The following is a 12,990-nucleotide window of genomic DNA, read 5'->3' as shown; positions in this document are numbered from 1 at the left end:
TTTCCAGTCTTTTTCTGAAAGAAAAGGAGTTTCTGTGGATAAAAAGAGCATTCGGCAAGAGGTCTTGCAGAGCTTGAAAGGTCTGCCTAGTAGTCAGCGAGCCAGATGGAGCCAGCAGTTGACGGAACGCCTCCTTGCTTCGGAGGCATATCAAGGCGCAAAGTCGCTTGGGACCTACCTTTCCATGTCCCATGAGTTCGACACTTCTTACCTGATTGAACAGGCTCAAAAGGATGGTAAGCAGATTTTCATCCCTAAGACCTATTCACAAGGGCGCATGGATTTTGTAGAATATAATCCTGATGATTTGGTGAAATCCAGATTTGGAGTTTGGGAACCTGGAACTTATTCACAACCTGTGGATAAGTCTGTGGTTAAGTTGATCCATGTGCCTGGTTTAGCTTGGAATCAAGCGGGTTTTCGAGTGGGCTATGGTGGTGGTTTTTATGATCGCTACCTAGCAGATTATCAGGGGGAAATAGTATCGACCTTGGCAGACTTTCAAGTCTATGATTTCGAACCAGATGTATTTGATATTCCAGTAAAGGAGTTGTTGATTTTTGAAGAACTTTTTTGATAAGCGCTACCCTGTGACCAATGGCTTGTTGGCAGTAACGGCTCTTGTTTTTCTTTTGATACAAGTATTTCGCTTTGGGAAGACGACGGCAGCCTATACAATTTTTGAATTTGGTGGCATGTATGGCCAAGTAGTGCGTTATGATCCGAATCAGTTGTGGCGCTTAATTTCTCCTATCTTTGTCCACATTGGTTGGGAACATTTTATCTTTAACAGCATTACCTTGCTTGGTTTGGGTTATCAATTAGAAGGACTGTTTGGATCACGGCGCTTCTTTCTCCTTTATCTCTTGTCTGGGATAATGGGCAATCTTTTTGTTCTCTTTTTTACACCAGATGTAGTTGGTGCAGGTGCATCGACCTCGCTCTTTGGTCTTTTTGCAGCTATGGCACTCTTGAGGAAATTTAGCCGCATCCCCTATCTGCAAGTTCTTGGTCAACGCTACATGGTTCTTTTGGGGCTCAACTTAGTTCTAGGTCTTTTCAATCCAACCATTAGCATGGCTGGGCATATTGGAGGAGCTGTTGGAGGTTGTTTGGTCGTGATGTTCCTTCCACCTCTTGTGGAAAAAGATCTTTTTACAGGAAAACAGATTTTCTACAGTTTCATTGGTTATCTGGGTCTGATCGCCCTATTATTAGGGATATTTTATGTGATATAAGTAAAAAAACTAGCGGTTGCTAGTTTTTTACTTTTCTTCTTCAGTTTGGAATTGTTTAGCAAGGTCGATGATGTAGTCTTTCACATCATCTTTGACTTGTGGGTGGGTCAAGGCGTAGTCAATCGATGTTTTCATAAAGCCAAATTTATCTCCGACATCGTAGCGTTTTCCTGTGAATTCACGAGCAAATACACGCTGGGTCTTGTTGAGTGTGTCAATGGCATCTGTCAACTGGATTTCGTTGCCGGCACCAGCTTCTTGATTTTCCAAAATATCAAAAATTTCAGGCGTCAACAAGTAGCGACCGATAATGGCTAAGTCAGACGGCGCATCTTCTGGTTTTGGTTTTTCTACAAAGGTATCCACACTATATAGTCCATTGATACCTTCACCGTGTGGAGCAATGACGCCATATGAAGAAACTTCTTCATGAGGGACTGGCATAACTGCAAGTGTTGAAGCATGGGTCGCTTCGTAGTCCTCAATCAGTTGTTTAGTGATTGGTTTAACGGTATCGTCTGTGATGTCCATGAGGTCATCGCCCAGCATAACAACGAACGGCTCATTTCCAACAAAGGCCTTAGCCTGCAAGACTGCGTCACCCAACCCTTTTGGATAGCTTTGGCGAATAAAGTGTAGGCGAATGGCTGTCGCATCATCAACCAATTTCAAGAGATCATTTTTTCCTTTTTCTTTGAGGTTGTACTCTAACTCAAAGTTTGAATCAAAGTGGTCCTCGATGGAACGTTTGGATTTATTGGTTACAACCAAGATATCCTCAATACCTGATTTAAGGGCTTCTTCAAAGATAAACTGTAAGGTTGGTTTATCCACAATCGGCAACATCTCTTTGGCAAGCGCCTTAGTAGCAGGTAGGAAACGAGTCCCTAATCCAGCTGCTGGGATGACAGCTTTTCTAACTTTTTTTGTCATCGTATCTCCTTTTTATTAAGACCATTCATTCTCGTGGCGGAATTCGCCGGACATGATATCTTTGATAGCGTCCTGGATGCTAGCCCCTTGGTAAATGACGCTGTAGATGGCTTGAGTGATTGGCATGTAAACACCCAATTCTTGTGCTAATTCGTAGGCTGCCTTGGTAGTAGAAATCCCTTCGATAACCATGCCCATGTTGGCTTCGATATCTTCCAGTTTTTCACCCTTACCAAGCAAATCACCAGCCCGCCAGTTGCGTGAGTGGACAGAGGTTCCTGTAACAATCAAGTCGCCGACACCAGACAGACCACTGTAGGTTAGGGGATTGGCTCCCATGGCAACCCCAAGGCGGGTAATCTCAGTTAAGCCACGGGCAATGATAGCTGCTTTGGCATTGTCACCGAATCCAAGACCATGAAGGGCTCCAGCACCAACAGCGATGATGTTTTTCAAAGCACCAGCTGTTTCTACCCCGATGACATCGTTGTTGGTATAAAGTCGGAAGTAATGGTTGCTGAAGAGGTTTTGCACATAGCCAGCTGTTTCCAAGTCTTTTGAAGCTGCAGAAATCAAGGTCAAGTCACGGACAATGGTTTCTTCTGCATGGCTTGGTCCAGAAACCACAACGATTTCTGAACGGAGATCTGCAGGAATTTCTTCTTCCAAGACTTCAGATAAGCGTTTGTGGCTATCTGGTTCCAGACCTTTGGAAGCATGCATGACAACAACCTTGTGTTTAAGGGCTTGAGCAACTTGTTTGGCAACCAGACGGGTCACCTTGGTAGGTACAACGAAGAGAACGGCATCAACCCCATCTAGAGTTTCTGTCAAATCCTTGTAGCCTTTGATATTTTCGTCTAGGACAATATCCTTGAAGTAGCGCGTGTTGGTATGCTGTTCATTGATTTCGTCAATCTGCTCGGGAATATTTCCCCAAATGCGGACAGTATGACCGTTATCGTTGAGAACCTGAGCCAGGGCAGTCCCCCATGAACCGGGTCCCAAGATAGCAATAGTTTGTTTGGTCATAGAAAATCCTTTCTAGTTGAGTTAATTTATTTACTATTATACCATAAGCAAAAAATAAAAGCTTGCAAGTTATGTCAAATATTGCTTTGATAAAGAAAAATACTTCCAGCAGGAAGTATGAAAATAGGCGTTATTTTCAGAAAATTGGAGATGAAATCATTGACAATAGTTCTTGAGAGAACTATAATAGTTCTCATGATAATTATTCTAGGAAAGGAGCTATCGTGGGACATACTATTGCAGATTTTCGGAACTTGCTCAATCAGATTGAACAAATCAGTGAAACCATTGCTAAAGAATACGATGTAGAGCACCTAGCTGGTCCACAGGGCTGGGCCTTGAGTTTCATAGCGGAGCGGTCAGACATTGAAACCTTTGTCAAAGATATAGAAACAGAATTGAAGATTTCCAAATCGGTTGCCAGCAATCTGGTCAAGCGAATGGAAAGAAATGGCTTTATCCAGGTCCTACCTTCTCAGCTTGACAAACGCTACAAGCAGTTGGTTTTGACGGAAAAAGGACAAGGGAAAATCTGTCACCTGAAAGCCTTCCATGAAGAAATGCACCATTCACTTTTTGGGGGCATTCAAAAAGAAGACTTTGATTTGGTTAAACAGGTGGCTAATCAATTAAAAGTAAATATTCAACGCTATAAGGAGAAGAATCATGTTTAAAGAAGCCATTTTACGTTATAAATGGTACGCCTTAGCATCGGTCTTGCTGACGTCAATTGTCGTAGCAACGACCTTGATGCAACCTAGTTATTTGCAGGATGTCTTGACAGCAGTCTTGGCCAATGACAAGGATGAAATTGTTCGTGTGGGCAAATTACTGCTGATTATTGCTGGAATTGGTCTTTTGGCAGGGCTTGTCAATACCATTGCTGCAGCTAAGATTTCTCAGGGAGTATCTGCAGATATTCGTGAGAAGACTTTTCGGAAAATTCAAAGTTTCTCTTATGCAAATATCGAAGAGTTTAATGCAGGGAACTTGGTTGTTCGGATGACTAACGATGTCAATCAAATCCAGAATCTTGTCATGATGCTCTTCACAGTGTTGATGCGGGTTCCATTGCTGTTTGTCGGAGCCTTTATCATGGCGGTGCGGACCATGCCAGAACTCTGGTGGATGATTATTCTCATGGTGGTCTTGATTATGGCTATTATGGCAGTTGTCATGGGGCAGATGGGACCACGTTTTGGGAAATTCCAGTCCCTCATGGACAAGATGAATAGCATTGCCAAGGAAAACCTACGGGGAATCCGTGTGGTCAAATCCTTTGTTCAGGAGAAAAACCAGTACAAGAAATTCAAGGATGTATCCAATGAACTCTTAGACCTCAATCTCTTTATCGGCTATGGTTTTGCTATCTTGCAACCCTTGATGATGTTTATCTCTTACATGGCGATTTTTGCATCCCTCTACTTGGTGTCCGGGATGTTGGAAACCAACTTGGAAGCAGTTGGTGGCTTTACTTCCTTTATGAGCTACCTCATGCAAATCATGTTTGCCATTATCATGACTAGCTTTATGGGGATGCAGGCTTCGCGTGCTGCCATTTCTATTAAGCGGATCAGCGAGGTCTTGGATACGGAGCCTGCTATGACCTTCAAGGATGTGGCGGATGAAGAATTGACTGGTAAGATTGTCTTTGACAATGTCAGCTTTACCTATCCACACGATACGGAGCCGACTTTGAAAAATATCTCATTCGAGATTGAGCCAGGTCAAATGGTCGGTGTGGTTGGTGCAACAGGTGCGGGTAAATCCACTCTTGCTCAACTGATTCCGCGTTTGTTTGACCCGCAAGAAGGAACGGTATCCATCGGTGGTCGGGACTTGAAAGAAGTCAGCAAGAACACTCTGCGTGATACGGTATCGATTGTCTTGCAAAAGGCTATTCTCTTCTCGGGAACCATTGCGGACAATTTGCGTCAGGGGGCACCTGGTGCTGATTTGCAACGCTTGGAGCGGGCCGCAGGTATTGCCCAAGCCAAAGAATTTATCGACCGCTTGGATGGTACCTATGAGAGCCAAGTAGAAGAACGTGGAAATAACTTCTCTGGTGGTCAGAAGCAGCGGATGTCCATTGCTCGTGGGGTGATTGGCGAGCCTAAGGTTTTGGTCTTGGATGACTCGACTTCTGCCCTAGATGCCAAGTCTGAGAAACTAGTCCAAGAGGCTCTCAACCATGATTTGAAGGGGACAACCACTGTCATCGTTGCCCAGAAGATTTCTTCTGTTGTCAAAGCTGATAAGATTTTGGTTCTTGATGAAGGTCGTCTGACCGGCCAAGGGACCCATGCCGAGTTGGTAGCTACGAACGATGTCTACCGTGAAATCTACGAAACACAGAAAGGGAGGGAGGAATAGATGAAAACACTTAGATTTTTCTGGTTTTATTTTAAACGCTATAAACTGTCCTTTGCTGTGATTTTTCTAGCCATTGTGACAGCGACCTACCTGCAGGTTAAGACACCTGTTTTCCTTGGAAATGCCATTGCAGAGATGGGGAAAATCGGGCAGGCTTATTTTGCTGCAGAACAGATGGGGCAGTCAGATTTCAAGCCTGATATGACGGATTTTAATGGGGTTATGCTCAATCTTTTCTTTGCCTATGCGGCTACGGTTGTGGCTTCCTTGATTTACACCCTCCTCTTCACGCGTATCGTAGCTCATTCGACCAACCGTATGCGTAAGGGCTTGTTTGGCAAGTTGGAACGTTTGACAGTTGCCTTCTTTGATAGCCACAAGGATGGGGATATTCTTTCTCGCTTTACCAGTGATTTGGACAATATCCAAAACGCTTTTAACCAGTCCTTGACCCAAGTGGTGACCAACATCGCTCTTTATGTCGGTATGGTTATTATGATGTTCCGTCAGGATACTCGCTTGGCCTTGGTGACTATTGCTTCTACGCCAGTTGCCTTGATTGCCTTGGTCGTCATCATTCGTCTGTCACGTAAATATACAGACAAGCAACAGGCTGCGGTATCTAAGCTCAATGCCTACATGGACGAGAAAATTTCTGGACAAAAAGCGATTATTGTACAGGGAGTGCAGGAAGAAACGATTGATGGTTTCTTAGAACTCAATGAAGAAGTTCGTCGTACGACCTTCAAGGGTCGTTTGTTTGGTGGGATTCTCTTTCCATTTATGAATGGTATGAGCTTGGTCAATACGGCCATTGTTATCTTTGCAGGATCTAGCATTGTTCTCAATGATAGCTCGCTGGAAACAGCTGCCGCACTTGGTTTGGTGGTGACCTTTGTTCAGTATTCGCAACAGTATTACCAGCCAATCATGCAGGTTGCCGCCAGCTGGGCAGAATTGCAACTGGCCTTCACAGGTGCTCATCGTATTCAGGAAATGTTTGATGAGCCTGAAGAAGTTCGCCCTCAAAACGCTCCGCTATTTACCGAATTAAAAGAAGGTGTTGAAATCAAGGACATTGATTTTGGCTACCTACCAGGCCAGAAGGTCTTGGACAAGGTGTCTATCTCTGCTCCTAAGGGTAAAATGGTGGCGGTCGTTGGTCCGACGGGGTCTGGTAAGACAACCATTATGAACTTGATCAACCGCTTCTACGATGTCAATGGTGGTAGTGTGGCCTTTGATGGTCGCGATATTCGGGAATATGACTTGGACAGCTTGCGGGATAAGGTCGGTATTGTCTTGCAGGAATCAGTGCTATTCTCGGGTACTATTGCGGACAATATCCGCTTTGGTGATGAGAGCATTTCGCAGGAAATGGTGGAAACCGCAGCTCGTGCCACCCATATCCACGACTTCATCATGAGCTTGCCAGAGGGCTATGAAACCTTTGTGACCGATGATGAGAATGTCTTCTCAACTGGTCAGAAACAGTTGATTTCTATTGCCCGTACGCTCTTGACAGACCCACAAGTCTTGATTTTGGACGAAGCAACCTCTAACGTTGATACGGTGACGGAAGCCAAAATTCAAAAAGCTATGGAGGCTATTATCGCAGGACGGACCAGCTTCGTCATTGCCCACCGCCTCAAAACCATTCTCAACGCGGATGAAATTATCGTCCTCAAAGACGGAAAAGTGATCGAGCAAGGCAACCACAGCCAGCTCCTCAAGCTCAACGGCTTCTACGCCGAACTCTACCACAACCAGTTTGTGTTTGAATAATATATAGAAAAATAAACAGCCAAGATAAGCAGACCACAATCCTTAAACGTTTAGGACGTGGTTTATCTTGGCTGTTTTTGTGGTAGACTTACTGTTCAATATGGTTGGTTTTGGTTTGATTGAGCCAAGCGTAGGCGATACCGATAAAGAGACCGGCTCCGAGCCAATTTCCAAAAAAGACCACAATCCATTGACGAAGGATATTGATCATATTGAAGGCTTCGACATTGCTTCGAGTAGCGTTAAAAGCTAGGAGCATGAAAGATGCGAAATTGGCGACCAGATGCTCATTGATGAGGAAAACGAACATAAAAATGGAGGAAATGATGACAAAGAACTTAGCAGACTGTTCTTTGATGAGCATGAAGCCAAGGATTGCCATATTTACAAACATATTAGCCGTGATCCCTTCAATAAAATTACTCCAGTCAGATTTTCCAAGTTTGATGGTAACAGCATTGACGACAAAGCTCTTATCAGAGAGATTGAGGTAGGAGAAGGACTGATTGAATAGCCAGGCTAGAATAGTAGCGCCTACAAAGTTAAAGAAAGTACAGTACAGCAGCATCTGTATTACTTTTTTCCAGCTAATTTGCTTATAGTAGGCACCAGTTGTGAGATACATCATGTTAGATGTGGCTAATTCACCACCAAAAATAAGAACAAAAACCAGCCCAATAGCAAAGATGAAGGTAAAGACAAAGCGCGACAAACTTGGAAATTGACTGGCAATAACGTCTGCTCCGATAATACCGACAGCTGTTGACATAGTCAGGTAGGCTCCTGCATACATAGAACGCAAGGCATAGCGGCCTAGACTTTCGTCAAAAAGGGCTTCTTTTTTTGAAACAGCAGCTGAAATTTTTTCTTGAAATGGTGACATAGGAACTCCTTGTGAAATCATGATCAATGTTTTGTTTGAAAAATATGGGAGTGGGAAAGAACTCGACCAGTCTAAAAAGAGTTCGTCTTCCCACCCCCGCACAGTTGATTAGGCCAGATTTGGAGTGTAAAAAACGAACAAATCTGCCAATCAACCACTGCGCTGAGATGTTGACACGAACTCTGAGAAGAGGTGCTGGGCTTTCTTCCCAGCCACTATATGTGAACGATTAGTGAGCGGATGCACCAGAATCTGCATCTGTCGGTGTGGAAGTCGCAGGGGCACTACCAGCATCTGATGCACCAGAGGTTGCGTCAACATGTGCAGGAGCTGCGGCAGTTCCCGAACCACCAACCAAGCGTTGACCAGTAGCTTCAAGATACCAATCTAGCCATGGTTTGAAATTAAAGATAATTTCATTGATACCAGCGTAGGATCCGTCAGGATAGTACATAGCTTGGTAGTTGTGGGTGTTGATAATTTCAGCAGGGGTACCAGGTACAATGGTACGAACATATTCCTGGTTACCATTACGCAAGGTACCGACAACCCATTCAACATTCTTCATGCGGGCAGGAGGTAGCGTACCGTGGACAGTTGACAGGCGATTTCCTACTTGAGCAAGTACTCGTTTACCCAACATGGTTTCAGGTTCTTGGTGACTATTGTTGTAGTAGAGGAACTGGTTATTATCATCTGCATAGGTCAATTCAAATGGCATCGCATTGAGGAACATATTGAGTTGGTCTACGGTGAGGAGACCGTTGTCCAATTTCACATAGGTATTTCCCTCAACGGCATTGACCTGTTTGGCAGCTTTTTCCAACCAGTCTGGATCATCTGGATCGATGCCGTGGATGGTCGTCGCAATCGGCTTTCCACAGTCCAAATCTTCTGGTTCAATCGGTTTTGGTTTTTTCAATTTGGATACAACACCGACATACTTGATAAAGTTGTCTAGACAGCTTTCTAAGAATTTCACGGTGCCTTCATTGATGATATTGCCCTTATCGTCAAAAGCTTCTTTGGCCTTACCAAGGAGGAATTCATTACCTGGTAGTGTGTAAGCATTGACACCTGGTGCATCTAAAATTTTCCGTAGGTGAACTTGAGCACGAGAAGTTCCTTGATCGTAGTAAGATGCCCCGATAATCATAACTGGTTTATTTTCGAATGGGTGCAAATTAAAGCTGAGCCATTCCAGAGTACTCTTAAGGGCAGGGGTAATGGTATGATTGTGCTCAGGGGTAGCAATAATGACCCCGTCAGCACGGGTGATTTTGTTGTAAAGGTATTGAATTGCAAAACAATCAGACTGGTCTTCGTCCTGATTGAACATTGGAACATCTTTGATTTCCAAAAGTTCTAGTTCAAACTTCACTTTAAAGTGGCGTTGAATGAATTGCAATAGCATGCGGTTATAAGACTGATCTGCATTTGATCCAACAATTCCGACAAATTTCATAGTATATTCCTCTCTTACAGGTTTTCCCAATCGAAGTTTTCAGCTTCTTTTTGGAGTAATTTTTTTGCGTTAGACAGCTTGCTAGTCATGGTGACAAAGAGGCGGAAGTCATCAAAGATGGCATCCAGTTTTTGACTAGTTTCTAAATCAATGAGCTCCCCATTGGCATCAAAGGATTGCAAGGAATGTGACAATAAAAATTCATCTGGTAAGACAGTGGCCTTGAGTTCAGGAGCGTTGAGAATTTGACGTAGCTGTAGTTGGGCACGAGAGGAACCAAGTGTTCCATAAGAAGCACCAGTAATCATAACTGGTTTGTTTAATAGTGGATAGACACCGTATGATACCCAAGCAAGGGCATTCATAAGGACAGCTGGAATAGAGTGGTCATATTCGGGAGTTCCGATGATGACTCCGTCAGCAGCCTCAATTTTTGAGACCAATTCTTTGACAATTTCTGGTAATTCTCGATTGGCTGGTTTATTGAAGATTGGGAGTTCTTTGATTTCAACCAGTTCGATATCTGCCTTATCAGCGAAGTGCTGTTCAATGTACTGTAAGAGTTTGCGGTTGGTTGAGCGAGCGGAGTTTGTTCCGACCAGTCCTAGAAGTTTCATAGCGTCTTCTCTCTTTCCTAAATTTGGTACCTTTATCATACCCGTTTATCCAATAAAATGCAAGCGTTTTCTGAAAATGTGATAAAATTGTTCAAAAATTCACGAGTTTTTTTGGTATAATATTAGTATGCAGAGAATATTCTATCTAGTATTTGGTTTTGTTTCTTTGATGGTTGGTGTCATTGGGATTGTTTTGCCGATAGTTCCGACAACCCCTTTTTTACTTTTGGCTGGTTTTTGCTTTGCGAGAAGTTCAAAAAGGTTTGAAAAATGGCTACGCAATACAAAAATTTATCAATTTTACGTAGCTGATTACGTTGAGACTAAATCCATTTCCCGCAAACGAAAAAAGCAAATCATCTGGCAAATTTACTTACTCATGGCAATTTCTATCTGGCTGGCTCCTATTTTATTGGTCAAAATAGGACTGGGACTATTAACAATCTTTATCACTTACTATTTGTTTTGGGTCATACAGGAGAAATAAAGTCAGATTTGAGGATTGAACATCGTCCTCAAAGACGGAAAAGTGATCGAGCAAGGCAACCACAGCCAGCTTCTTAAACAGGGTGGTTTCTATGCTGAACTCTACCACAACCAGTTTGTGTTTGAATAAATTCAAAATTCCAGCCATTAGGTTGGAGTTTTGCTTTTAGCCTGCGAATAAATTATAATAGAGAGCGTATTATGCATGAAGAAATTGAAGGGAAACTACTATGAAAATCCGTGGTTTTGAACTGGTCAGCCAGTTTACAGATGAAAACTTATTGCCAAAACGTGAGACAGCTCATGCCGCAGGTTACGACCTGAAGGCTGCGGAGAGGGTCAGCTTGGAGCCAGGCGAGATTAAGCTGGTTCCGACTGGTGTTAAGGCCTATATGCAGGCCAACGAGGTCCTCTACCTCTACGACCGATCGTCCAATCCTCGCAAGAAAGGCTTGGTCTTGATAAACTCGGTTGGGGTTATCGACGGCGACTATTATGGCAATCCAGCCAATGAAGGTCACATCTTTGCCCAGATGCGAAACATCACAGAAGAAATCGTTGTGGTGGAGGCTGGTGAGCGAATTGTACAGGCTGTTTTTGCCCCCTTCCTCTTGGCTGACGGCGACCAGGCCGATGGCGTTCGGACAGGTGGATTTGGCTCGACAGGGAAATAGGAGGAAATCATCATCGCTAAGAAAAAAACAACCTTTGTCTGTCAATCCTGCGAGTACCACTCGCCCAAGTATCTGGGTCGTTGCCCCAACTGTGGCTCCTGGTCTTCCTTTGTCGAGGAAGTGGAGGTTGCGGAAGTCAAAAATGAGCGGGTCAGCCTGACAGGTGAGAAGACCCGCCCTATGAAGCTCAATGAAGTATCGTCCATTCAAGTGGCCCGCACTAAGACCAATATGGAAGAGTTCAACCGCGTCCTCGGTGGCGGCGTGGTGCCGGGCAGTTTGGTCCTGATTGGAGGCGATCCAGGGATTGGCAAGTCCACCTTGCTCCTGCAAGTATCGACCCAGTTGTCCACCATTGGCACCGTCCTCTATGTGTCGGGGGAAGAGTCCGCTCAGCAGATTAAGCTCCGTGCCGAGCGTTTGGGCGACATCGACAGCGAGTTCTATCTCTATGCGGAGACCAATATGCAGAGCATTCGGACTGAGATTGAGAAAATCAAGCCAGATTTCCTGATTATCGATTCGATCCAGACCATTATGAGCCCTGACATCTCCAGCGTACAAGGCTCTGTCAGTCAGGTCCGTGAAGTGACCAACGAGCTTATGCAGATTGCCAAGACCAATAATATCGCAACCTTTATCGTCGGGCACATGACCAAGGAAGGAACCTTGGCTGGACCGCGGACCTTGGAGCACATGGTGGACACCGTTCTCTATTTTGAGGGCGAGCGACAACACACCTTCCGTATCTTGCGGGCGGTCAAAAACCGCTTCGGCTCTACCAACGAAATTGGCATTTTTGAAATGCAGTCGCAGGGCTTGGTTGAAGTACTCAATCCAAGTGAGGTCTTTCTGGAAGAGCGTCTGGACGGGGCGACTGGCTCTGCGATTGTCGTGACCATGGAGGGCACCCGCCCCATTCTTGCGGAAGTGCAGGCTCTGGTGACGCCGACCATGTTTGGCAATGCCAAGCGGACCACGACAGGCTTGGATTTCAACCGTGCCAGCTTGATTATGGCAGTTTTGGAAAAACGGGCAGGCCTGCTCCTTCAAAACCAAGATGCCTACCTCAAGTCAGCAGGCGGTGTCAAACTGGATGAGCCAGCTATTGACCTGGCAGTCGCAGTTGCCCTTGCCTCCAGCTACAAGGACAAACCAACCAACCCACAAGAGTGTTTTATAGGCGAAATCGGTCTGACAGGGGAAATCCGCCGCGTCAATAGGATTGAACAACGGATTAACGAAGCCGCCAAATTGGGCTTTACCAAGGTCTATGCCCCTAAAAATTCCCTGACAGGTATCAAGGTACCCAAGGAAATCACTGTTGTCGGCGTGACAACCATTGGCGAAGTCTTGCAGAAAGTATTCAACTGATGAAATCATTCGGGAGTGACAGCTAGTCGCTCCTCTTTTTGCGACAAATAGTCGGGAATGTGATAAGCTAGGTCTAACTTAGAGGCTGGGCAAAAAGCCCAGCACAGCTTCTCAACGTTAGTGTCAACAT

The 12,990-nt window shown here is 44.6% G+C and carries 13 protein-coding genes; 8 read left to right on the top strand and 5 right to left on the bottom strand.

Features of this window, described 5'->3' with window-relative positions; all coding sequences use genetic code 11:
* Window positions 1-34 precede the first annotated feature (34 nt).
* Together RFK25_RS02630 and RFK25_RS02625 are read left to right on the top strand one after the other, a co-directional pair.
* Window positions 35-577 carry a 5-formyltetrahydrofolate cyclo-ligase gene (locus RFK25_RS02630; RefSeq protein ID WP_332411305.1) on the top strand — a complete coding sequence of 181 codons (543 nt, stop codon included), beginning with the start codon at window positions 35-37 and terminating at the stop codon, window positions 575-577.
* Entirely contained in the window at window positions 561-1,238 is a 678-nt protein-coding gene (locus RFK25_RS02625) for a rhomboid family intramembrane serine protease (protein WP_332411304.1), read from the top strand. The genes RFK25_RS02630 and RFK25_RS02625 overlap by 17 nt, the downstream gene beginning before the upstream one ends.
* Before the next feature lie 27 nt (window positions 1,239-1,265).
* On the opposite strand, the gene galU is transcribed toward RFK25_RS02625, so the two are convergent.
* Both galU and RFK25_RS02615 read right to left on the bottom strand, forming a co-directional pair.
* Window positions 1,266-2,171 carry a UTP--glucose-1-phosphate uridylyltransferase GalU gene (gene galU / locus RFK25_RS02620; protein ID WP_332411303.1) on the bottom strand — a complete coding sequence of 302 codons (906 nt, stop codon included), beginning with the start codon at window positions 2,169-2,171 and terminating at the stop codon, window positions 1,266-1,268.
* Window positions 2,172-2,186: 15 nt separating this feature from the next.
* Window positions 2,187-3,203: an NAD(P)H-dependent glycerol-3-phosphate dehydrogenase gene (locus RFK25_RS02615; protein WP_105113399.1), complete on the bottom strand. Its 1,017-nt coding sequence runs from the start codon at window positions 3,201-3,203 to the stop codon at window positions 2,187-2,189.
* Between the two features lie 224 nt (window positions 3,204-3,427).
* Between RFK25_RS02615 and RFK25_RS02610 the strand changes: the two genes are divergently transcribed.
* Genes RFK25_RS02610 through RFK25_RS02600 form a run of 3 tightly spaced genes read left to right on the top strand, consistent with a single transcriptional unit; the run spans window position 3,428 to window position 7,361 of the window.
* A complete protein-coding gene (locus RFK25_RS02610) occupies window positions 3,428-3,877 on the top strand; it encodes a MarR family winged helix-turn-helix transcriptional regulator (RefSeq protein WP_332411301.1) in 450 nt (149 codons plus the stop codon).
* A complete protein-coding gene (locus RFK25_RS02605; RefSeq protein ID WP_332411300.1) occupies window positions 3,870-5,576 on the top strand; it encodes an ABC transporter ATP-binding protein in 1,707 nt (568 codons plus the stop codon). Before RFK25_RS02610 ends, RFK25_RS02605 begins: the two co-directional genes overlap by 8 nt.
* Window positions 5,577-7,361 (top strand): ABC transporter ATP-binding protein, encoded by a 1,785-nt coding sequence (locus RFK25_RS02600; RefSeq protein WP_332411297.1) that lies wholly within the window; start codon window positions 5,577-5,579, stop codon window positions 7,359-7,361.
* A gap of 88 nt (window positions 7,362-7,449) precedes the next feature.
* On the opposite strand, the gene RFK25_RS02595 is transcribed toward RFK25_RS02600, so the two are convergent.
* From RFK25_RS02595 to RFK25_RS02585, 3 genes are all read right to left on the bottom strand, one after another.
* Window positions 7,450-8,244 carry a formate/nitrite transporter family protein gene (locus RFK25_RS02595; protein ID WP_332411295.1) on the bottom strand — a complete coding sequence of 265 codons (795 nt, stop codon included), beginning with the start codon at window positions 8,242-8,244 and terminating at the stop codon, window positions 7,450-7,452.
* Window positions 8,245-8,473: 229 nt separating this feature from the next.
* Window positions 8,474-9,709 carry an NAD(P)H-dependent oxidoreductase gene (locus RFK25_RS02590; RefSeq protein ID WP_332411293.1) on the bottom strand — a complete coding sequence of 412 codons (1,236 nt, stop codon included), beginning with the start codon at window positions 9,707-9,709 and terminating at the stop codon, window positions 8,474-8,476.
* Between the two features lie 14 nt (window positions 9,710-9,723).
* Window positions 9,724-10,326, bottom strand: coding sequence for an NADPH-dependent FMN reductase (locus RFK25_RS02585; protein WP_332411291.1), 603 nt, complete (start codon window positions 10,324-10,326; stop codon window positions 9,724-9,726).
* Window positions 10,327-10,453: 127 nt separating this feature from the next.
* Between RFK25_RS02585 and RFK25_RS02580 the strand changes: the two genes are divergently transcribed.
* The 3 genes from RFK25_RS02580 (at window position 10,454) to radA (ending at window position 12,860) form a co-directional block, all read left to right on the top strand.
* A complete protein-coding gene (locus RFK25_RS02580) occupies window positions 10,454-10,813 on the top strand; it encodes a YbaN family protein (protein WP_332411290.1) in 360 nt (119 codons plus the stop codon).
* A gap of 229 nt (window positions 10,814-11,042) precedes the next feature.
* The gene (locus tag RFK25_RS02575; protein ID WP_015647487.1) at window positions 11,043-11,486 is read left to right on the top strand and encodes a dUTP diphosphatase; all 444 of its coding nucleotides are present in this window, start codon (window positions 11,043-11,045) and stop codon (window positions 11,484-11,486) included.
* Between the two features lie 6 nt (window positions 11,487-11,492).
* Window positions 11,493-12,860 (top strand): DNA repair protein RadA, encoded by a 1,368-nt coding sequence (gene radA / locus RFK25_RS02570; RefSeq protein ID WP_024398839.1) that lies wholly within the window; start codon window positions 11,493-11,495, stop codon window positions 12,858-12,860.
* Window positions 12,861-12,990 lie beyond the last annotated feature (130 nt).

The organism is Streptococcus sp. SS-4456, from assembly GCF_036680365.1.
Taxonomy (GTDB): Bacteria; Bacillota; Bacilli; order Lactobacillales; family Streptococcaceae; genus Streptococcus.
This window is presented reverse-complemented; position numbering and strand designations above follow the sequence as displayed.

Excerpts from the sequence above, each read along its gene's own strand:
- galU (WP_332411303.1), bottom strand. The coding sequence starts at position 2,171 with ATGACAAAAAAAGTTAGAAAAGCTGTCATCCCAGCAGCTGGATTAGGG.
- RFK25_RS02615 (WP_105113399.1), bottom strand. The coding sequence starts at position 3,203 with ATGACCAAACAAACTATTGCTATCTTGGGACCCGGTTCATGGGGGACT.
- RFK25_RS02605 (WP_332411300.1), top strand. The coding sequence starts at position 3,870 with ATGTTTAAAGAAGCCATTTTACGTTATAAATGGTACGCCTTAGCATCG.
- RFK25_RS02600 (WP_332411297.1), top strand. The coding sequence starts at position 5,577 with ATGAAAACACTTAGATTTTTCTGGTTTTATTTTAAACGCTATAAACTG.
- RFK25_RS02595 (WP_332411295.1), bottom strand. The coding sequence starts at position 8,244 with ATGTCACCATTTCAAGAAAAAATTTCAGCTGCTGTTTCAAAAAAAGAA.
- RFK25_RS02590 (WP_332411293.1), bottom strand. The coding sequence starts at position 9,709 with ATGAAATTTGTCGGAATTGTTGGATCAAATGCAGATCAGTCTTATAAC.
- RFK25_RS02585 (WP_332411291.1), bottom strand. The coding sequence starts at position 10,326 with ATGAAACTTCTAGGACTGGTCGGAACAAACTCCGCTCGCTCAACCAAC.
- RFK25_RS02580 (WP_332411290.1), top strand. The coding sequence starts at position 10,454 with ATGCAGAGAATATTCTATCTAGTATTTGGTTTTGTTTCTTTGATGGTT.
- RFK25_RS02575 (WP_015647487.1), top strand. The coding sequence starts at position 11,043 with ATGAAAATCCGTGGTTTTGAACTGGTCAGCCAGTTTACAGATGAAAAC.